The sequence below is a fragment of the Ginsengibacter hankyongi genome, assembly GCF_008710285.1.
GTDB classification, from domain to species: Bacteria; Bacteroidota; Bacteroidia; order Chitinophagales; family Chitinophagaceae; genus Ginsengibacter; species Ginsengibacter hankyongi.
In genome coordinates, this window is the sequence record NZ_VYQF01000006.1 from 42,115 (window position 1) to 62,555 (window position 20,441).

23 protein-coding genes are annotated in these 20,441 nt (G+C 36.8%); 7 read left to right on the forward strand and 16 right to left on the reverse strand.

Annotated features, from left to right (window positions below; all coding sequences use genetic code 11):
- Positions 1 to 40 precede the first annotated feature (40 nt).
- The gene (locus FW778_RS17195) at positions 41 to 979 is read right to left on the reverse strand and encodes a hypothetical protein (protein WP_150416084.1); all 939 of its coding nucleotides are present in this window, start codon (positions 977 to 979) and stop codon (positions 41 to 43) included.
- A 517-nt stretch (positions 980 to 1,496) separates the two neighbouring features.
- Positions 1,497 to 3,854: a cold shock domain-containing protein gene (locus FW778_RS17200; RefSeq protein WP_150416085.1), complete on the reverse strand. Its 2,358-nt coding sequence runs from the start codon at positions 3,852 to 3,854 to the stop codon at positions 1,497 to 1,499.
- A gap of 386 nt (positions 3,855 to 4,240) precedes the next feature.
- Between FW778_RS17200 and FW778_RS17205 the strand changes: the two genes are divergently transcribed.
- Entirely contained in the window at positions 4,241 to 4,591 is a 351-nt protein-coding gene (locus FW778_RS17205; protein ID WP_150416087.1) for a DUF6876 family protein, read from the forward strand.
- A gap of 61 nt (positions 4,592 to 4,652) precedes the next feature.
- Positions 4,653 to 5,177, forward strand: coding sequence for a hypothetical protein (locus FW778_RS17210; RefSeq protein WP_150416089.1), 525 nt, complete (start codon positions 4,653 to 4,655; stop codon positions 5,175 to 5,177).
- Positions 5,178 to 5,521: 344 nt separating this feature from the next.
- Here FW778_RS17210 and FW778_RS17215 read toward each other — a convergent pair whose 3' ends face one another.
- From FW778_RS17215 to FW778_RS17270, 12 genes are all read right to left on the reverse strand, one after another.
- Positions 5,522 to 5,857 carry a 2Fe-2S iron-sulfur cluster-binding protein gene (locus FW778_RS17215; protein WP_150416091.1) on the reverse strand — a complete coding sequence of 112 codons (336 nt, stop codon included), beginning with the start codon at positions 5,855 to 5,857 and terminating at the stop codon, positions 5,522 to 5,524.
- Between the two features lie 120 nt (positions 5,858 to 5,977).
- Positions 5,978 to 6,415 (reverse strand): hypothetical protein, encoded by a 438-nt coding sequence (locus tag FW778_RS17220; protein ID WP_150416093.1) that lies wholly within the window; start codon positions 6,413 to 6,415, stop codon positions 5,978 to 5,980.
- The gene (locus tag FW778_RS17225; RefSeq protein WP_150416094.1) at positions 6,415 to 6,807 is read right to left on the reverse strand and encodes a group III truncated hemoglobin; all 393 of its coding nucleotides are present in this window, start codon (positions 6,805 to 6,807) and stop codon (positions 6,415 to 6,417) included. Before FW778_RS17225 ends, FW778_RS17220 begins: the two co-directional genes overlap by 1 nt.
- 4 nt (positions 6,808 to 6,811) lie before the next feature.
- The gene (locus FW778_RS17230; protein WP_150416096.1) at positions 6,812 to 7,219 is read right to left on the reverse strand and encodes a cytochrome C; all 408 of its coding nucleotides are present in this window, start codon (positions 7,217 to 7,219) and stop codon (positions 6,812 to 6,814) included.
- A complete protein-coding gene (locus FW778_RS17235) occupies positions 7,220 to 7,480 on the reverse strand; it encodes a hypothetical protein (RefSeq protein WP_150416098.1) in 261 nt (86 codons plus the stop codon). It abuts the gene before it with no gap.
- 45 nt (positions 7,481 to 7,525) lie between these two features.
- A complete protein-coding gene (locus FW778_RS23830; RefSeq protein ID WP_150416099.1) occupies positions 7,526 to 8,533 on the reverse strand; it encodes a cbb3-type cytochrome c oxidase subunit II in 1,008 nt (335 codons plus the stop codon).
- 13 nt (positions 8,534 to 8,546) lie between these two features.
- The gene (locus FW778_RS17245) at positions 8,547 to 10,721 is read right to left on the reverse strand and encodes a cbb3-type cytochrome c oxidase subunit I (RefSeq protein WP_150416100.1); all 2,175 of its coding nucleotides are present in this window, start codon (positions 10,719 to 10,721) and stop codon (positions 8,547 to 8,549) included.
- 46 nt (positions 10,722 to 10,767) lie between these two features.
- The gene (locus FW778_RS17250; protein ID WP_235906383.1) at positions 10,768 to 11,253 is read right to left on the reverse strand and encodes an RrF2 family transcriptional regulator; all 486 of its coding nucleotides are present in this window, start codon (positions 11,251 to 11,253) and stop codon (positions 10,768 to 10,770) included.
- Positions 11,254 to 11,312: 59 nt separating this feature from the next.
- Positions 11,313 to 11,702 carry a cupredoxin domain-containing protein gene (locus tag FW778_RS17255; RefSeq protein ID WP_150416101.1) on the reverse strand — a complete coding sequence of 130 codons (390 nt, stop codon included), beginning with the start codon at positions 11,700 to 11,702 and terminating at the stop codon, positions 11,313 to 11,315.
- The gene (locus FW778_RS17260; protein WP_202552327.1) at positions 11,699 to 12,235 is read right to left on the reverse strand and encodes a DUF4142 domain-containing protein; all 537 of its coding nucleotides are present in this window, start codon (positions 12,233 to 12,235) and stop codon (positions 11,699 to 11,701) included. Before FW778_RS17260 ends, FW778_RS17255 begins: the two co-directional genes overlap by 4 nt.
- A 99-nt stretch (positions 12,236 to 12,334) precedes the next feature.
- Positions 12,335 to 13,006: a sigma-70 family RNA polymerase sigma factor gene (locus tag FW778_RS17265; RefSeq protein ID WP_150416102.1), complete on the reverse strand. Its 672-nt coding sequence runs from the start codon at positions 13,004 to 13,006 to the stop codon at positions 12,335 to 12,337.
- A 160-nt stretch (positions 13,007 to 13,166) separates the two neighbouring features.
- Entirely contained in the window at positions 13,167 to 13,793 is a 627-nt protein-coding gene (locus FW778_RS17270; RefSeq protein WP_150416103.1) for a GNAT family N-acetyltransferase, read from the reverse strand.
- Between the two features lie 238 nt (positions 13,794 to 14,031).
- On the opposite strand from FW778_RS17270, the gene FW778_RS17275 reads away from it, so the two are divergent.
- Entirely contained in the window at positions 14,032 to 14,511 is a 480-nt protein-coding gene (locus tag FW778_RS17275; RefSeq protein ID WP_150416104.1) for a low affinity iron permease family protein, read from the forward strand.
- Between the two features lie 141 nt (positions 14,512 to 14,652).
- Here the strand turns inward: FW778_RS17275 and FW778_RS17280 are convergent, their stop codons facing one another.
- Positions 14,653 to 15,240 carry a collagen-like triple helix repeat-containing protein gene (locus FW778_RS17280; protein ID WP_150416105.1) on the reverse strand — a complete coding sequence of 196 codons (588 nt, stop codon included), beginning with the start codon at positions 15,238 to 15,240 and terminating at the stop codon, positions 14,653 to 14,655.
- A gap of 267 nt (positions 15,241 to 15,507) precedes the next feature.
- Here FW778_RS17280 and FW778_RS17285 point away from each other — a divergent pair, with 267 nt between their 5' ends.
- The gene (locus FW778_RS17285; protein WP_150416106.1) at positions 15,508 to 16,245 is read left to right on the forward strand and encodes an SDR family oxidoreductase; all 738 of its coding nucleotides are present in this window, start codon (positions 15,508 to 15,510) and stop codon (positions 16,243 to 16,245) included.
- 67 nt (positions 16,246 to 16,312) lie between these two features.
- Here the strand turns inward: FW778_RS17285 and FW778_RS17290 are convergent, their stop codons facing one another.
- Positions 16,313 to 16,609, reverse strand: a complete 297-nt coding sequence (locus FW778_RS17290; RefSeq protein ID WP_150416107.1) for a hypothetical protein — start codon at positions 16,607 to 16,609, stop codon at positions 16,313 to 16,315.
- A 244-nt stretch (positions 16,610 to 16,853) separates the two neighbouring features.
- Here FW778_RS17290 and FW778_RS17295 point away from each other — a divergent pair, with 244 nt between their 5' ends.
- From FW778_RS17295 to FW778_RS17305, 3 genes are all read left to right on the forward strand, one after another.
- Positions 16,854 to 17,579 carry a TMEM175 family protein gene (locus tag FW778_RS17295; protein ID WP_150416108.1) on the forward strand — a complete coding sequence of 242 codons (726 nt, stop codon included), beginning with the start codon at positions 16,854 to 16,856 and terminating at the stop codon, positions 17,577 to 17,579.
- A gap of 253 nt (positions 17,580 to 17,832) precedes the next feature.
- On the forward strand, positions 17,833 to 19,086 hold the full coding sequence (locus FW778_RS17300) for a zinc dependent phospholipase C family protein (RefSeq protein WP_150416109.1): 1,254 nt from the start codon (positions 17,833 to 17,835) through the stop codon (positions 19,084 to 19,086).
- A 182-nt stretch (positions 19,087 to 19,268) separates the two neighbouring features.
- A complete protein-coding gene (locus FW778_RS17305) occupies positions 19,269 to 20,348 on the forward strand; it encodes a hypothetical protein (protein ID WP_150416110.1) in 1,080 nt (359 codons plus the stop codon).
- Positions 20,349 to 20,441 lie beyond the last annotated feature (93 nt).

The following is a 20,441-nucleotide window of genomic DNA, read 5'->3' on the forward strand; positions in this document are numbered from 1 at the left end:
CGTAAGCGGCTTGCTTGTACTTGTCGCTAGTTAAAAAAAATTAATCCTTCACAAATTGTTTCTTTGCATGATATATGTATGCGACCTCCTTTCCTGGTAGTTTTGCTTCTTCTTCCAGTAGCTTAATATGAGAAAGATTCATTTGTAAGAGATTTTTAAATGGGCTAATAAATTCCCCAGCTTGGAAAGCCATAAGTATTCCTGCGCCTGCAGTTACCATCACCTCGAGTAAAGTATTATTGTACTTTAGTTTGTGCAATTTAAAATGCTTCATATAATCATTATACAAGTATTCATACTCGTCTTTAATATCACTTAGGCTTGAAGCAGAAATGGCAGTTTTATTTATCCAATTTATTAGAGCTAAATATTTATTTTTCACGTCCTCGTCTGACCTGAATTCAATAATTTCTTCCCAAGGAGTGTTTAATGCTGGTTCGGGAATATCATTCAAAAGAAATTGGATAATTTCACTCTTTTTGTCTACACTATTAAAAGAACTATTTGTTCTTAAGGCAGGATAAAATTCTTCGTTATATTTCTTTCTTAAGTTAATAGAGTCCAACCGTACTGAAATATCATGTGATAAGAAGAAATGATTTAACGCTTTTTGCTCGTTATTCTTTATATCTTCTTCTGTTAGATTCTTGTTAGTTTCAGTGGAATCTGATTGAGGCATAAGGCTAAGAAATTCTTGTATTAAAACATTGGCTTCTTCATCGTTGGCAGGGTTGTCGTATTTGAGTGAAAAAGGGTAGGTTTTAACAATTTGGTTGTCAATTAGGAATTCCCAAATAGTTCTCTCATATGCTAACGATTTAAACTCTTCTTTCAAAGTAGTTGGGTCAGTGTTTAAGATATTACTAAGTCTTAACTCACTAATATAAATACTATCAAAAAATAAAGAATGTCTTTTGAGAATAGGTTCATCAATAAATTGCGTGAACATTACATAAGGATAGACAATGTTTTTTGACATTAATGTAATTTAGGAATAAGTAGGTCCAATTAAGCTTGCCGCTAACGTGTGTATTTCCGCTAATATACGCTACCTCATTTTACAAAACAATTTACATTCAACATCCCTTTATCATCCCGCTGTAACACCTAAACGATTTTTTTAAAAGAAAAAAAGCAGGCAAAAAAAAAGAAAAAGTTACTCCGCCGCAAGCCATCGCACAACCCATCATTTTTTGCAAAAAAACCTTCCGGCCTCTCCGCGCTACTGCCAATTCGCAGCCGGTGAGCGCTATGGAACTTGAACAAACGGAACTGAAGAAAAGCAGCTAGGCGCTGGAGTTATGTTTGAGATTTTGAACTAGCGTTAAAACAATTTGCGATCGTATTACAATAGCAAGATGTTAGCCGGTACAAATGCTGATTTGAAAACTGAAGTTGAAGATAAATACAAAAAGTCGATAAAAGTTCGTCTGCTGATATTGAACTTGACAGCCGATTGCCAAGTGTTATCGGCTGCCTTTCTCATCAGGCCGTTTTCATTCTACAGCTACTTTTAAAAATCTAACGTTGTGAAACTGTTTAACTGCTCTTGCTTTTTCAAGGTCATTAGATAAATCCAAAATATTACCACAAGTTCTGCAAGTTAAAATCTCACCCTTGTGCTTTTTGAAGTCAATAGGTTCTGAAATTAACTGTAAATCTTTGTCTTGTTCAAAGTCAGGAATTTGAAAACCTACTTTATGATATTTATTTAATTTTTCTCTAAACGATTCATACGTGTCGTTCCCCCTTTTTATTACAAACCACCATTTGTCTAATTTATTCTTTCCGCTTTTGTGGACGTGCTTAGATTTGTCCTTGTTGATCATAAACCAATTTAAAATCCGTTCGTATTCTTCAATGTTTATTTCGTTTGATTCCATTGAGTCTCCACATTTGTTGCATGATATGATTCCTAACTCTCTGTGTCCTTTCAAATGGCATTTATATTCAGTGTGAAGAATATTGTCATAAATCCATTTTCGTCTTTCAAGTTGTTGTCCGCTACAACAAGAATGGCAGTAATTGCATACATACCAACCACAAGATTCGGAATCAAATTCCTTTGGTTTACACTTAACACAATCTCTGCTATCAATTTCCATTTCGCAATAACCGTTCAAGCAATGCGATAAGTAAATTTCTTTCCCTTTTTCTGAACAGGTTTCCGTTCTGCAACTAAAATTATTCACACCGTAAAACGCATATTGCGATTTACCTTTTGGGTAAAGTATATGATTGCACTCTCTACATTTAAGGTGTTTTAGAAACCTATTTGCCTTGTTAATGATATTGAGATATATTTCTAAATCCGATTCTTTAAAATCTACATTTAAAATTGTTAGAAAATCAAGAAGTGAATACTTTTCCCAATCTGATGATTTATGAAGTTCTCTAGTTGGTTTGAAACATTTTTGATTAGCACACCACCAATATTCTACTTTTTCATCTGAAAGTAGTGGTTCTTTGGTTACTTTATTTAATGCCTTACGCCCGTCACAAATTGGGTGATTTTTCGCTTTGTAACGTTCGTTTCGGTTATAGTTTATGTTTCGATCAATTACTTCCCCCGCTTCGTTTTTCACCTCGTGAATAGAAACGCTACACCTTCCTTCGCATTCATCAAAATAACCTGAAATCTGCAGAATGTCTTTGGGTTCTTTAATTTGTTTTATAATAAGGTCATAGATTCTATGTTGTGCAGAACTTGCTTCTTTTCGTATTTCCAGATTAGTTTGGTTTTTTAATTCTGCAATAACATTGAGGATAATACTTGTTGAATAATCAAGATGTGATTCGTCAATTTGCTCTGCAAGTTTGCTGGTTTCAAAATCAAATACATTTAATGAAGTTAATTCTTCAACTGAGATGTCTGTCTTTCCCTCGTGAATGTATTTAAGAACTTTCTTCACAAACTTTTTTTGGTCTGAAGGTGAAAGCATAATTGTGTAAAATTTGTAGGCATTAAAATCTAACGTTTCGTAATAATCTTCGAGCCACAAATTGAGTTTGAAATAGTCAGTACAAATATTGATTGTTGCGTTTAATATTTTTTCATGTATTTCCGATGCGAATTCCTTTGATATTTCGAGAAATTCTTTAATGACTTTTAGCTTGGATTCAGTGTCAATGTTTTCAAAACTATAAAGAACTTTGAAAAATATGTTTGATTTATCTTCTTTTGAACACCTACCAAAAATTATTCGCTTTATTTGCAGTGTAGTAGAAAGAATTATGCTTGCAACAAAATTGATTTGGCAAGTTTCTATAAAACCGTCTAACCAAAGTTTGTGTGCTAATTCTACTGAAATATTTTTTTCAATGTGATCAGAAATTTGTCTGTAGTTGTCAGGAAAAAAACTTTTGCAGACTTTTAAAAGTCCTTTCAAGTATTCGGCATCTGCAATGGATTCTGTTTGTAAATGTGTATTTACATAGCTCCGAAATCGTTCAAAAAATTGTACAACTATTTTCTTATCAGTAGTCTTTTCAAGAAGTGAAGTGATTTTTAAGTGAACTCCTTTTTGAATGGTATTGTAATCGGAATATTTTCCTTTCTCTGTCAGGATAGAAAGAAAATGATTGAACAAAAAATTCAAATCTGTTTCGGTATCTAAATACTTTACATCAATGGCTTCAAGTTTACCTTTGTGTCTTTTTGATTCTTGAACTGTAAAAACAACAATAGCGTTTTCTTTAAATGTGTTTATATTTTGTCCTTGTTCAATACTGCGTTCGTGAAAAAATAGGTCACCTAATTTAGCATGCTGAATGAAGCCGTAATTAGCGTCTCTCGCTTCGTCGTGAAACCACTTTACAAGTCCTATGTATTTTTCCGTGTCTGAAGTTCTCACTTTTTAATGATAGTTTATGGTTGCACTGTATCTGTTAAGGTTACCGATACTGTTGTATTTCCGCTAATATACGCACCTCATTTTACAAAACAATTTATATTCAACATCCCTCTATCATCCCGCTATAACATCTGAACGTTTTTTTTAAAAGAAAAAAAAGAAGGCAAAAAAAAGAAGAAGTTACTTCGCCGCAAGCCCCTACACAATCCCATCATTTTTGCAAAAAGACTACGGCATAAACACAAAGCCCACGCTTCGCCTGTCACACTGAGCTCGTCGAAGTGCCTTCATTTATTCCGTTTCCTTTTTGCAAAACACGTTGCGGCTACGTGTTGCTGTTAGTTTCTTTTTTTTCCTTTTTTCTTTTAAAAATAAATTTTACAATTATGAAAAATGCAAATCACTTCTTCGGTTCCAGCAACGGTTCAGAAAATCTTTACAGGCATTCTTTTACAAAGTTCATTTACACAGATGGCGTTCAATCCATGGTGCGGGATTGCAAAGCTTATTGGTTGATTGATTTAATCGTTAGTCATCAAACGTATGATGCTGTAAAAAAAGAAACGTTCCAGGTGTGGGATTTACACCGGGTAAAAGATGATGAGTTTACTATTATTTGTACCGATGGCAATCACAACAAGGTTACGCATCAGGATATTCCCTTCAGCGATTTTCCTTATGATCTTGCTACCGTGTGGCTCGTTGATGGCTCCATAATGTTGCCCACCGAATATTAAAAAAAATAGCGGCCTGCAATGGCCCGCTTCATTTATCCATTTTTCTTTAATAAATTATGATATGAAAGTATCCAGTTTAACGCTCAACGTTGCCTGGCAACTCAACAGCGACAGAAACTTATTAAATCAATTTTATAAGTACGGAGAAGCTCACCAATTCATTTATTTCACCCATACGCCCTTCTATTATTCCTATCCAATTTTTGGCAAGATCTGGCCCGATGGAAAATCTTGCCAGTTTCACCAGGTGCAAACTTGCTGCAGTATTTGCGGCCAGCTCTCGGACCGGAATTATGCAGGTTACGGAACTCTGTTATTGCAACGCACCGGCGCCGATCAGCGCATGGATCTTGTCTGCATAAAACATAAATCCGGATCCCAATTCAATCCGCTGCTTTTTTCAAAGCAGCAATTATCAATTTTTAAAACTTTATCAAAAAATGCGTTCAAATCGCAGCATATCATGAACACAGATTTAATGCAAATGGCCATAATAAGTAAAGGGGCTTATCAGCCCCTTCTATCTCCTGCAAGTCACCACACGAACAGAAGAATTATTTCCTCCCCTCTGGTCTCGAATTCTTAATAGTCTTTATAGTCATTTACTTTAGTAATAATTAATTTTAAAAAAATAATAATTTTGTAATTGAGGATGATCAGTTTAAACTTGGTATTGGATAATTGTTGAATTTACTCGACTGAACCTCGACTAAAAAAAATGGATCCTTGTAAATGAATAGGTTACGAGTCTGCGACGAATCCGCTCGGGACCTCTGGTAAAAAGATCGTAGCGATACGATCTTTTTACTTTTCAGAACCCAACACGGGAAAAGTGAATATATGAGCTTCGGACTTTATATAAAAGATCACTTTACATAAAAGATCAGATGTTTATTATTTTAACGGACAATGATTCGAAGAAACATTAATTCAATAATTATAGCAAATCCGAAATGTAGCATTCTTCAATTCTTCATTAATAAGTACCTGGCAGGCCAACCGGTAATTTGGATTTGTCATACCTATTTTCTTCATGGTTGCTTCTTCATTTCTTTCTAATAAATGCAAATTATCTTCTATATCCATTATTTCGACAACACACGTTCCGCATCTGCCCATTCCTTTGCATTCACCAAAATCTTCCACATAAATTTTATCGGTTATTAATGCCATAAGATTCCTGTATTCGCCGGTATAAGTTTCTATAACATAAGATGCATCTTCGCCAATTACGGTAAACCGTATGTCAGATTTCTGTATAACCATGAAAGAGTTTTATTTGAAAATTGTGTTAGGTTTTATTTATAGCAACCGGCACAATTTAAAATTGCTTATAAAGACCAAGCGCCACGTTTTAGATTGCAGGTGACGGAACTGTGGTATTTTCTATCGTATTACTGAATGAAGAATTCCCCCACCAAAAAAAATCAACAATAGAAGCTTTATAAATTCAAAACAGATATAATACAAATGGTGATTGGATGATGATAAATTTGTTCCACCTTTTATAGCTTTAACCCTCTTGCTCAATGCGGGGAGCAACCAGGCCGTCTGCACAACAAGGCTTATAATTACTATAAGAAAGAATACTTCAAGCAAAGACTTCAATTTGCTTTCATAAAAAAATAAACTTACGGATATGATCGTTGCAAGAGCCCATTCCACTTTATTAAGAGCCCCAAATACTACTTTACCGATACTTAATCCAATAGGCATTGTAATGCCGGGCGCCCTGAATTTCAGCCAGGATTCCATAAAACTTATTGCGCCGATAAAGCCTATCCAAATGAAAGTACAGGAAGCAATAAAAATAGTGATGTCCATTATAATAAACTTTTGAAGGGATTTCCGGTGTAATATTTTATTTTGGATTCAAACAGCTCAGCCATTTTGCCTGCACGCCATTTTGCATCTTCTGCTATTTCACCAATGAATAATTCATCTACGGTCTGAATAAAAAGTTCCATCCATTTTTCAAAATGAATATGAGATACCGGCAACCCCGCATGTGGCGGAAAAGGGCTTCCGTAATAAGTATGCTCACCTAACAAAACAGTCTGCCAGAAGGTATACATTTTCTCAAGGTGCTGCGGCCACCGGTCGTGTATCCTGTCATCGAATATTGGCCCAATCAGTTCATCTTTTCTTACTTTTTCATAAAAAGTATCTACTAATCTTTTAATATCATCCAGCGATGCAATCCTTGTACTATTCATATTATTATTCTTTCATTGACAGGTAAGTGATAAGGTAATACAATACCCATCCGGTAAAACCAATTATCAGTATCCATACCCATGAAGGGATACTTTGAGGTGTTTCGCTCCCTTCAATCAGGAATTTTGTTTGATCACCTTTTCCATAGGCGTTAACCATAAGTGGAACTACACCATCCACCACTGCATTTTCTTTTATTCCCTCAATAGCAATGGCGGGCCCGTTTCTTACTTCAAAAGGGATAATGCGAATGCCTTCTTTCCCCGTGGGATCTTTACTTACAATTTTTAATGTATGTTTTCCGTCCACCATTTTCCGGGTATCTAATTCAAAATTTACCGGCGAAACAAATTCAGCGATCGGTTTTGGTTCCTCATCCAAAAAGATAAATATGGTGCTCCTGTCTTCCATTTATTCGTTGTTTAAAATGAGTCTTTTAATATGGCTTTGTGATTGCTCCCCCGGTCGTACGAGCCACTTTACAGAAAAGAAAAGTGTAAAGAGAACAATGATTACCGCTATCGAGATGATTACATAATCCCAATTACTACCGGGGCCTCCTCCATGAGTAATCCCTTGTAATAACTTAGGTTGTTGCTTTTCACATGCGGGGCATGCAAAAGTGAAAAGACTTACAAACGTAAGCGCAATAGATAATAATATTATTTTCATGGAAGGAAACTTTTATTTTTTTTAAATAGGTTCTATTTTCTTCGTTTATTTTTGAGGGCTTGTTTTTACTACATCCATTAATTTTTTAATTTCTTCCGGTGTAACTGGTTTTGCATTGTTGCCCCAACTTGATTTTTCGTGATTCATTATCGCTGAAATTTCTTCGGCGCTTAAATTATTCATGGTGCCTACCGGAGGCATTGGCCCAAAGCCTTCCTGTATACGGCCACTATACCCATTCATGATAATATTTACCATCAACTCTGCATTATCATTTAGCACAACTTTACTTCCCTTCAATGGAGGAAACGCACCCTTTAAACCTTCGCCGTTTTCCTGGTGACAGCTCTGGCAATTAGCCGTATAGAGGGCAACACCATTTAATTCTTTTGAGCCTGCTGATCCACCCCCTTTAGTATCTTTTTTATATAAAAATGCAGGCGCAGCTGAGCCGTCGGGCAATATCGTTTGCTTAAGCGAAAGCAGGTATGCTACCAGTTGCATCGCTTCTTTGGTAGCTACCACTTTGCCGGTATCACCTTCCAGGTATTCCGCGGGAATATTTACAATTATGTCACCTTTCGCCGGTTCATTCTTTATTTCAAACAACCATGGATAAGCAGGCATAATAGATTGCGGTACCACAATCCTTGGGTTATATAAGTGAACAAGGTTCCATTCTTTACTTGCCTGCCGGTTACCAACATTAGTAAGATCGGGGCCTGTTCTTTCGGAACCCAAAAGTGTAGCGGTGTTTCGCCAAAAGTCCTGGCGGTGATCGCCTGCATAATCTGCGGCTATGCTTGGGCGTGAGCCCCAAACTTTATCCATATCTACATTACGTACCTGCTGGGTGTGGCAACCAATACAACCATTGGCTATATAAAGTTCCTTCCCTTTGGCTGCTTCCGGGCTTAATGGTTCTGAATTTGGAAGCACTGCATTATTGTTTTGCATATGGAGCGCCGGGAGAATTGCCACCAAAATAGTTAAGCCGGCAAAAAACAAGGCGGCGGTTCCAAAAAGTTTTTTATGATTGTTAAATAATTCCATTTATCAGTGTCTTTTATTCAATTATGCCAAAATCATTTTGTTCATTTTTCAATTTTTCTAATGCAATATCTTTCACGTCTGCAACAGCGCTGCCGGCAAGCATTTTATAAATATTATAGGCAAAAAATAAATGAGAAACCCACATAAGGCTGCCGCCAATGGCACGCCAAAGCCAATAGGGCGCCATGAAAACGACCCCGTCAATAAATGGTTTCCCCTGCATCCACATCATCCCTTTAATGGTACTTCCATACATTAACGGCACAGTATAAAATAGTAAGCCTATTAATGCTAACCAGAAATGTGCGCCTACCGTTATCTGGGGTGGCTCTTTGCCGGTTATTCTCGGCACAACTGCGTATATGCCTGCCCATACAAAAAAACAAATGATGCCGTACATGGTAAGATGCGAGTGAGCTACCGTAAAATCAGTAAAGTGCCAATATAAATTGGCGGTTCGAAAAGCTTCCGCAGTTCCCTGCATAGATCCTGTAAAATAAAACAGGATCCCCACCAGGAAAAAGGGTAAGGTATAGCTGCCGGCTATTTTATACCATGCACCTTTAAAGGTCATCAGGAAATTAGTAGTACCGGCCACAACGGGAATTATCATGCCTGCACTTCCTGCAATAGCAACCGTTTGCAACCACCATGGAATAGCACTGAATACAAAATGGTGCGTGCCAATCAATGTATAAAATAATATCTGTGTCCAAAATGCAAGAATACCCAGGCTATATGAATAGATAGGTTTGTTCAATTGCTGCGGCAACATGTAATAAACAATACCCAGGGTAAATAGCATAAACCACATGCCTACCCCCTGGTGCATATAGTACCCCTGCACAATAGTATCGCCCAGGCCGTTTGACCAAAAAGGAATATAAGCTACTAATACAATAATTATCGCAAATATTACCGCAGCAATCATATACCAATTGGAAATATAAATTTCTTTAGTTTTTCTTTTAGCAACGGTTTGCAGAAAATTAATTAACGTCAATACCAACCCGATGGCAAATAATAACATTACCGGCCAGGTATATTCACGGTATTCGCCACCGCTATTATTAATGCCTGCCATAAGGCAAAGCGTTCCGGCCACCACTGAAGCATTAATAAGGATTAAAGTGAGCCAGCCCTTTTTAATACTGGCAAGAGAAGTATTACTAACGGTAGGTACAATGTAATAACCAAGTCCCAACATACCCAACGATGCCCATCCCCAAAAAACTACATTTGTGTGAACGGGCCTGAGCCGGCCAAAACTTAACCAACTCAAGTGGTCAACGTCGGGTGCCACGAACTTAATACCAAGATATTCCCCTATAGTAGTTCCAAATAAAAGCCAGAACGTGGCACAGCCAATATACCACAGGATCAGTCTAGACAACTGTGCATCTATATTAGGTCGTTTCAATGCTTTTTTCTTTATGGCAACTACCGGCAGGGTGCTGTTAGTATTTATATTGATCAAACCTTTTTCATCTTCCGCTTTCAATTGACCGGACAACTCGTTATTAAGTAACTTATAATCCAGCGCAGCCTTGCGTTTTATTAAAGTTTCTTCTATAGTATCATCGGGCAATATTTTCAGAAATGCGGCTAGCTTTTCGGCCTCTTCAATGTTTTGTTTACGATTGTATTGTTTAATAACATTTTTTACTTTGATAATCATTAAAACAATACCCAACAGGATAGGGATAAGGATTAAAATAATGGTAATGATAACACCTGTATTACCTAATATGGAAGCAATGTTTTTACCGGATGGTTGCGCATAAATGCTTTGGTTAAAAAGCAAGCTCACCGCTAAAAAAAACAAAATCAATAACATCTTATTAGCACCGTTACCTGGCGTGTCATGTTGTTTTTTTTGATTTTGTTTATACTGTATAAATTCTTCTATTTGCTTACTATCCATGTTACTGATATATTGTTTCAGGCGGCCTTCTTCATCTCCCTGCTTTTTCTTTTTAGCCGTACTAATTGCCTCGGAAGTTTTTAGTTTTAGAAAAATTACCGCAGCCAAAAAAACTGTTACAACAATAAACAGTATAATCATACCCCCATTATGAACAGCCACGAATGGTGCAGTCTTACCAACCGTTTGCGCTTTCAAAAGATCAGAAAAGCAAACGGATATCATAAACACTAATAATGATCTTGAAACAAACTTTGCGCACATAATAAATATATTAATACCTTTTTATCTTTTGTTTTATGAAAATTTTTTATTTCCGCCTCAGAAAAGTCAGTTTCTTTTCCAGTTTCTTGCTAAATTCTCCAATCCTGGCATCTTCCAACATATTATAAATATCTTCGCGTACTTTTTTAAATTCGTTATGAATAGGACATGGCTTGATCTCAGAACAGCTTTTAAGACCCAAGCCACAGCCGGTAAAAAGCTTATTACCATCAATTGCTTTTACGATATCTGCTAAAGAGCAATTTGATGACTCTTCTTCAAGGTAAAAGCCGCCGGTGGGGCCTTTTAAAGATTGAACTAATCCTTTACGGCTTAGATCCTGCAGAATTTTTCCAATAAAATATTCAGGAGCATCAGTTGCCTTCGCGATTTCTTTTATGCCTACTTTGATACCCTTTTTTGATTTTTGGGCTATGAAAATCATCGCACGAATGGCGTATTCTACGGTTTTTGAAAATATCATTTCTTTTACAAAGGCAAAGATAAAAAAAAGAAATCCAATAAAAGACATAAAAGTCTTTTATTGGACAAAATAAATTATGACAGTTTTATTTGAGAAATATTAATTTATCATTCAACAAGTATCTTGCCTTTCATTACCTGGTGAATTGCACAAAAGTAATCAGCGCCCGATTGAACCACCATCTTCCACGAATTACCTGCTGCTATATTGGACGAAGTCCATGCTTTTGTATTTTCTTCTGTTACGCAATGCGTCACCATATCATGATTTACCCAAACTACGGTATCGCCTTTATGTACCGTAATTTCACCAGGATCAAACTTCATATCCTTAATTTCTATTGAATATACTTTATGCGCTGACGTTGTTGAAGAAGCATCCGTAGCAGTGTCTCCCGGAAGTCTGCCTCTTTCTTCCGGCGTACTGCAACTATTTAGAACGAATACAAGGAAGATATAAACAACGATTATTGTTCTCCGTCTTAGTTTTTTGTTCATTTTCCAGCAAATTCTTTTTGTACCATTTCGGCATGATCTAAATGTGCTTTTAGCGTTGGCACAACATCTTGTAATAATTTTTTCAATTCCGCATTTTGGCTTTGTGGTATTAGCACTTTTTCCACTGTGCTGATAACGGTTTTGTGATAAGAAACTTCATTGTCTATATAAGCCTTATCAAAAGCTTTACCTGATTTGGCACTCAACTGTTTTTTTGTTTTTTCTGCGCCAGACATGAGTTTTTGACTAAGGGCATTATCCTTTGGGGTAACTCCTAATTTAGTAACCAATGCTACTGCCTGTTTAATTACAGCAGTGTGATCATCGCTCATGGTTTGAGCAAATTTCAGAACATCTGCATTCTTAGATTTTGCCTTGGCGATCGCCGCATAGTTAACATCTATTTGATTAGCAACCACAGCTACAGATGCTATTTCCGGATCAGTAAGTTTTGGAGTTACCTGTGCGTATGCAGATGCGAATACCATCATAGCAAATACCATTACGGCATTAATTACTTTCATTTGTTTCATAATATTTTTTTTTAAAAGTTTGGGTGTACTTCAATAGAGTATCACACTGCAAAAAGGTTACAAAAAATGGAAAATTTAAAAAGGCAGGCGGTTTCTTTCTCACGAAAGTATTTTCTTCATTACTTCGTCCACTATCTTATCGCAATAGATAAGGTTGAATTCATAAATATCTTCAGGAGAGTATATCTTTTCTATTTCTTTGCGGAGCATCATTTTGGCACGGTTCAATCTCACTTTTACATTCGACGCCGTAATGTTCAACAGTTCAGCAGTGTCGGCAACGTTTAGCCCCGTTAGTTCTCTTAAGGTAAAAGTCATCCGGTAATCTTCAGGTAAATTCTTGAGAGCCCCCTCAATAACATTTTTTAATTCCTTATTTACAACAGACTTGTCGGGGTCGCTATGGTTGGTAGTTAAAAACATAGATCCGGAATTTTTGTTAATTGATATTTCTATAGCGGGCCTGTTACGATAACTAAGTTTTTGAGATTTATGATAACACTGGTTCAGCATTATTCTTATCACCCATGTTTTAAAAGAAGACCGGTGTTCAAATTTAGAGAGGCTTTGAAAACTGTTAATAAAAGCTTCCTGCATCAAGTCTTCAGTATCCTGGTGGTTATATCCATAGCCTCTGCCGGTTCGATAAAGATCAGGGTTGTACCGCCTTATTAAAATTTCAAATAACTCCGTATTTCCCAACAAGATTTCCTTGATGACTGCGGAGTCAGGGTATTGCTCAATGTTTTTATAAACAGCAGCATAATTCATAATATCGAATTTTATCTTGTGGATAACTCCTGGTGAATTAAGAGGTACCTCCAAACAAATTAGAGTAATCACGTAAGCGAAAGGTTACAGACATTCTGCTTTGTCTCAAATAAAAACGCCTCCCTCGTAAGGTGGCAAAATAATAATCAAAGAAAGGACTTCAACGAAAGTTATTCGCTTGTCCCAAAATTGTCTTGAACATTGGTGTTTCTATCACTTCTCTTATCGATTTTGGGGGTAATGGGTTTTTAGAATGTTCGTTCAGACTCAGCTGCAACCATTTTACATCATGCCAGTTTCCAAGTTTATAAATGCCTTCATAGAAAATACCCACCTCCTGAAATCCCAGGTTTTTATGAAATACTTCACTCCTTGTATTAGGCAAAACCAGGCCGGCGAACACATTCACTATACCCTGGAGTTTAAGTATGTTGAATAACGCCTGGTACAGCGCTTTTGCAACGCCCCTGCCTTGGTGTCTTGATTCTACATAAATACTTGTTTCCGCAGACCATTGATGGCCGGCTGCCAACCTGTACCTCTTGGCCAAAGTATACCCTATTACTATATTATTTACTTCACAGACTAATACCGGATAGTAATCGGCGGTATTTTTAATTTCCCTCGAAAAATCTTCCAGGTGCGGAACTTGATATTCGGGAGTTATAGTAGTTAACGTAACGAAGGGTTTATAAAGTTCTAATACCTGGCCAATATCAGTGGCGGTTATGAGCCGTATAACAGGATTATTAGTCAAATCAATTTCGTTTTTATTAACAGGAGCCATAAGGTAAATATCGTTTCATTTTAATTTGAATTTTAAAGATAATTTTTTACTAGCTGCAATCATTTTAATGAGCTACTTTTTTAATGAGCGTAAGCGAAACAAGCAGAGGATTGCAAACTGCAACTCAGGAAATTGCCGCTTGACATATTTAAGAAAGATGATTCTGATAATTGAAATAATAAAGGTGATTGAGGCGTTAATTAAAAAGGCATACGTCCTGCTAATTAAAAACGCTGCAATGAACATAAAAACCGGGGAACATAAAAAATACAGTTTCGAAAAATTTGCTTCCTCCGTAACAAAAGCAACGGGTGGAACTCCTGCATTCATGGTTGCCTTTTTTATAATATTAATATGGGGGGCTGCTGGACCTTTTTTTCATTATTCACAAACCTGGCAAGCCATTATAAGCACCGGAACAACCATTACAACGTTTCTAATGGTTTTCCTAATTCAGAAATCGCAAAATAAAGATTCACTGGCCATACAATTGAAGCTAAACGAACTGGTGGCGGCCAACGAGTTTGCAAGTAACAGGTTGCTCAATGTGGAAAAAATGACGGAAGACGAATTAAAAGTTATCCATAAATATTATTCCAAATTGAGTGAATTCACCAGGAATGATGAGACGATGATACAATCCCACTCAATTGATGAAGTTAGTGTTCTCCATGATTTTAAAAACGAAATGGAGCAGGAACTAAAAGATGCAGTATAGTTAATATAAATGGGGCTACGCTCCTTCAGCAACAGAATTTCGTTTACCCGTTATCGTTTTTCATCCAGGTAAAATATTTAATGGTACAGGTATACTTTTTTTTTAAACAATTCAGCATACCTGTACCAATTAAAATATATTTTAATCCTTCAGGCCGAGGTATGCTTTTACCTGGCTGTAATCATTCCAGTTAATCGTTTTTTTAGTTCCGCCAACTGACACAGGAAGAGCCGTTGTGCCACCGGGAATAAGAATATACCTGTATTGGAAATAATGATAACCCCTCAATGAATCCGAGCTTACATCAGCTGTAGATAACAAGTTAATTAACTGGCTTTGGTAGTAAGGATTTATGATAGCCCCTGTAAACGCAATATCAGTAATTGGTAGCGGGAAAATAAGCTGGTCGTTAGCCGAGTCACTTCCTGCGTTTAGAAAAACCTTTATATCTCCTCTGTTTATGATAGAATCAACCAACTTAGGTGCAGAAATTTGCCCCAACCAACCGGTTGAATCGGCACCCACGAATTTTACATTTAGCCAGGGAGAATAAATTACATTGGCAGTGCCCGGGGCTCCGGTAGCGCCGGTTGATCCTGTAGGCCCCGCTGGCCCCTGCGCTCCCGTTGCACCAGCCGGCCCTGTTGGGCCTGTTTTAGAACATGAGGCAATTATTACAATAACTGCTAATAATAAAATGACGCGAACGGTTAGAATTTTTTGTTTCATTTTTTTTGGTTTAAAGTTTTTTTGGTACTACAATTAGCAATCAATTTAGTTAACTTTTGCAGAATATCTTCTAATAAATAAAATATTGTTTTAGTCATAGAAAATTTACTACGAGGTATCAATAGCTTGCTTAGAAAACCGATTCATCTTTTAAAGAATAAATAGGGCGATATAATTATTGTATATAATGTAACCGAACTAAGCTCACATATATAAGATACAAGTATACCTTTCACTTACATTTGTGTTTTTTGAGCCACACACATTATGAAAACAGTTTTTATTACAGGAGCTAATAAAGGTATTGGCTTTGAAACAGCAAAACAGTTTGCACAAAAAGATTACTATGTCTATTTAGGAAGTCGCGATATCGGAAAAGGCATCCAGGCGATTTCAGAATTAAATAATGAGGGTTTGCAGAATGTTGAAACAATAGAAATTGATGTAAGCAATGATGCTTCCATAGAAAAAGCAAGTAAAACACTGGAAGAAAAAATCAGTAAGTTGGATATACTAATTAACAATGCAGGTATAAGAGGCGATTTTCCGCAATATCCTTCTACGGCAAATGTTGGTATGATTCGTAAAGTATATAACACAAATCTATTTGGCACTATAAAAGTTATTCAATCTTTTCTTCCACTCTTAAAACTTTCGCCAGCACCGAGAATAGTTAATATAACATCGGGGCTGGCATCATTAACCTTACACAACGATCCAGGCTGGAAATATTACCCCATTAAAGGTGCTGCTTATGGTCCTTCAAAAACGGCACTTAACGCGTATACTATTGCATTGGCTTATGAACTCAGGGATACACCTTTTAAGGTAAATGTGGTTGACCCGGGATATACTGCTACCGATTTCAATCAACACCGGCGAACAAAGGATGTAAGTGAAGCCGCTGCATTTATTATAAAGTATGCTACTATAGGCGATGACGGGCCGAGCGGAAAATATTTTAGTGATGATAATAATCCTCTTACTTTCGAAAGTCCATGGTAACCGAATCCAAGAAAAAACTATGAATAACGTGCCGTTGTATTTATAAATTAATGTCAAATAAATGTACTTATTCTATTTTAATTCCAAGGCTGTCCAGTATTTCAAAGGCTTCCTCCGTTACAAACCAGGTAGGCTGGATATTTCCGTTTATTTCATTGTCATTTTTATATTTAATAAGGCCCCTTGAAACTAAAGGCGAAAATGAACCGTCTATATCCGATTGCCCAAAGGGAATCCCGTTCAATTGTTTCTTACATGCCGACACCAGCGATGCGATCATTAATTTAGATAACGGTCTTTTAACAGGTTTTGAAAAATGGCCTTCATGTAATGGTATAACCTTCGATAAGGGTTTTTTCTTCATATTCAAATAAAATATAATAATCAGACTTTATAAATGATGCCTGTCAATGCTTTAAATGACAAGTATCATCATGACTAAAAAATATTTTATACCGGTTCTGGCCGGAAGGGGTTAATTAAAGTGCAAGGTATCTTTCAGTATAAAAAATCAGCAGTATAGAGTACTACGGAAAGCACCATAGCGGATGATTTTTATCATATATCAACCACGGGTGAAAATTTACATTTGTTAATAAATTAAAGCCATGCTCCGCCAGAAAGTGTTTGGGTCACCTGGCCATGAATTATTTCGTCACCGCAGCAGCGAAATTTTCCGCATTGAAGCATTGAGTGATGCCGTTTTCGCTTTCTCTGTTTCGTTATTGGTAATATCGTTGGAGGTGCCGCAAACATTTGTTGAATTAAAAACAATTATCCGCGGCGCTATTCCTTTTTTTGCAACGGTGGCGCTCCTTTTTCTTTTTTGGTATATGCAATATATCTTCTTTCGCCGTTATGGATTAAACGATCTTACTACTATTTTGCTTAACCTGGCCTACATGGCCATTATTCTTTTTTACGTATACCCCTTAAAGTTCCTTTTTTCTATTTTAATCTCGTCGTGGACAGGCATAAATTTATTTCCAAAGGCTAATGAAATGGGATTGACAGTTCTTACCCGGGAGGATTTTCCCCAGCTTATAATATTATTCAGTACCGGGTATTTTTTAATCTGGATGATCTTGTATTTTTTACACCAGAGAGCGCTTCATCATACTATAAAACCTCCATTAAATTTTTATGAAATTCAATTCACCATTAAAGAAAGAAGAGGAGCTTTATGGAATGCAATTATCGGATTAACCGCAATTATAATGGCAACAGCAGGAACAGAGGCTCTTGCAGGCATATGTTATTTATTTATCCCATTTGCGCTAGCGATAAACGAACGCATTTTTAAACTCAGCGTGAAAAAATTAAGCCAAAGGTAATTTTTAATAAATAGATTTGTTGCACATTGCTTAGTAATGATTGCATGTTTGCCGATTTATAATATTTACGCTGAGTCATTTGTTTTGAAACGGTACAGTGTTTGCAATGTTAGGGTTAAGTTCAGCCTTATTTAAATAATTGAGCTTTTAAGTTTATCAACTTGAGGGGCAACTCTAACGGCAAAAATAAATTTTTAACCGCTGCCTGCAGAACAAGGTTGGGTTGTTTGATTGTATTAATTATTTAAATTAAATGAAGCCATTTTTCTATAGCAAATTTTTATTGCTTGTTCTTGTTTTGTTTCTTCCACGTCATTCATCCGCTTTTGGAGTACTTACCCACGAAGCCATTATAGATGCTTCCTGGGATAACTCAATATTGCCATTATTGAAAGAAAAATATTCATATATAACTTTAGAACAGCAAAAAGAAGCGCATGCCTATGCTTATGGAGGCGCGGTTACACCAGACATGGGGTATTACCCTTTTGGCAGTAAGTTCTTTACTAACCTGGTTCACTATGTACGCAGCGGCGATATGGTAAACGCTCTATTAAAAGACGCCCGCAACATTAACGAGTATGCTTTTGCGTTAGGTTTCCTCTCGCATTATATTGCAGACAACTATGGCCATCCTTTCGCCACCAACGTTAGTGTGCCTCTTGTATATCCCAAACTCGAAAAAAAATATGGCCGTGTGATTACCTACGCGGATAACCGGATCTCGCATATGAGAATGGAATTTGGGTTTGACGTTTTGGAAGTGGCGAAAGGCAATTATGCCTCACAGGCCTATCATGATTTTATTGGATTCAAAGTGGATACTGCAGTTTTATCAAGAGCTTTTTCTGAAATCTACGGGGTTGATATAAATAGCGTATTTAATAACCATTTGCAATTAGCCGTAGAAACATTCAGGTGGATCGTATCAAACATATTTCCCACTATCACCAAAGCCGCATGGTCAGCAAAAAAGAATACAGTCAAGTCTCTAAACCATAGTGTAACAAGTAAAAACTTTACATTTAAAATGCGGCGAAAACAATACAACAAACAATTTGGGAAAGGCTATAAACGCCCGGGCATACGGGCAAAAATCTTATCTTTTTTTATCCGTGCATTACCAAAGATAGGGCCATTAAAAGCACTGCGTTTTAAAACCCCTACATCTAAAGCAGAAGAATTATTTGACAAAAGCTTTGATACGATATTAGTACACTTTGCTTATAATTTAAAGCAACTTCCGGAACAACATTTACATGAGAAGGACTTTGACTTTGATACAGGCAAGCCAACAGCAGATTGTGAATACAGCCTTGCAGATGAAACATATTGCGACTGGCTGCTACACCTCGAGGCTGCCGGTTTACCAAATGCTGACATAAGAATCAGAAATAACATTATAAATTTCTTTCACCTGGATAGTAATATAAATGCTTTCGATACTCCTTCGAAAAAATGTTTAAAATTTTATTCAGCATGCAAAGAGATTATGGCATTGCATTAAAAAAAATGGGAGGAAGTCAATCCTTTTAAATTACTATATTTTTTTATAATCATTTATACTTACTGCAGATTGAAAATTAGTTGTTAGTTTTAATTTAATCATTAACTTAGAAGTCAAATATTCCGTGTATTATTCATGATTCAACAATCCCCTACCATAAAAAGTTATACCGATATTGAATTATGAAGAAGCCTTTTGTAATTTTCTCAATTACTGTTCTATTTTCACTCTTTTTGATTACGTGCGCAAAAGAATATAGCTACGAAGGTGGCCCGCAGGCCGAGTATACAATCGAAGGTTCGCCGGCAGAATGCGCACCGGTAGTACTATCGGGAACTTATACTGAAGGTATCACTGTTGATTCATCTAATAATTTACAGGTAACCGTTGACGTTACACTTGCCGGCGGCTACAATATTTTTACAACACCTGTTAATGGTATTTCTTTTTCTGCAACAGGAAATTTTACCGATACCGGGAAACAGGTTGTCACCCTTGCCTGCACCGGCACACCTGCTGCTGTGGGAAGTTTTGTTATAAAAATACCGGGAGATAAGGGTTGCGATTTTTCCCTTAATGTTAAAAATAAAATTTCTTCAAGTTATTTTTTATCGGGCTATCCGAATGATTGCGAAAATCCCGGCATCGGCGGGCGATATGCCGTGAACGATAAGATAACCAATGGTGATACAATAACCCTACATGTGACTGTTATTACACCCGGGACTTATAATATACAAACCGATACTGTTAATGGAATTAGCTTTTCAGCCTCCGGCTATTTTTCTTTAATGGGCAATCAAACGGTTAAGCTTACATGCTCAGGTCTGCCTGACTCAGCTGGCCGCGTTTTTTTTAATGTGCATGCAGATTCTTCGCAATGTAAGTTCAGCATTCCCATAGAATCCGGCTCGCCCCAGGCTGTTTATGTTTTGGAATCCGGAACGTCGGGGGGCAGTCTTTACTGTACTCCGCAATTAGTAAATGGGACTTATTTTTCCGGAGTTTCTCTTAACAATACAAATACAGTTAATATTACAGCTTATGTAACTGTTATTGGCACGTATTCAATTTATACAACCAAAATAAACGGAATGATGTTTGGCAATTCGGGCACATTTACTGCTATAGGTCGCCAGACTGTGGTATTATCCGGAAGTGGAACACCCCTGACGGCAGGAACATTTACGTTTGCTCCAAATATAATAGGACCCGCACCAATAGGCGGAAGCTCATGCGGGTTTGATATAAATGTTCAATAAAAATTATTTCAGTTTTCACCCGAAAATCGTTACTCCGGTTTTGCCGTAGCTTTAATAACATTTGTGACCGGATCAGCCAGTGTTGGAAATGCA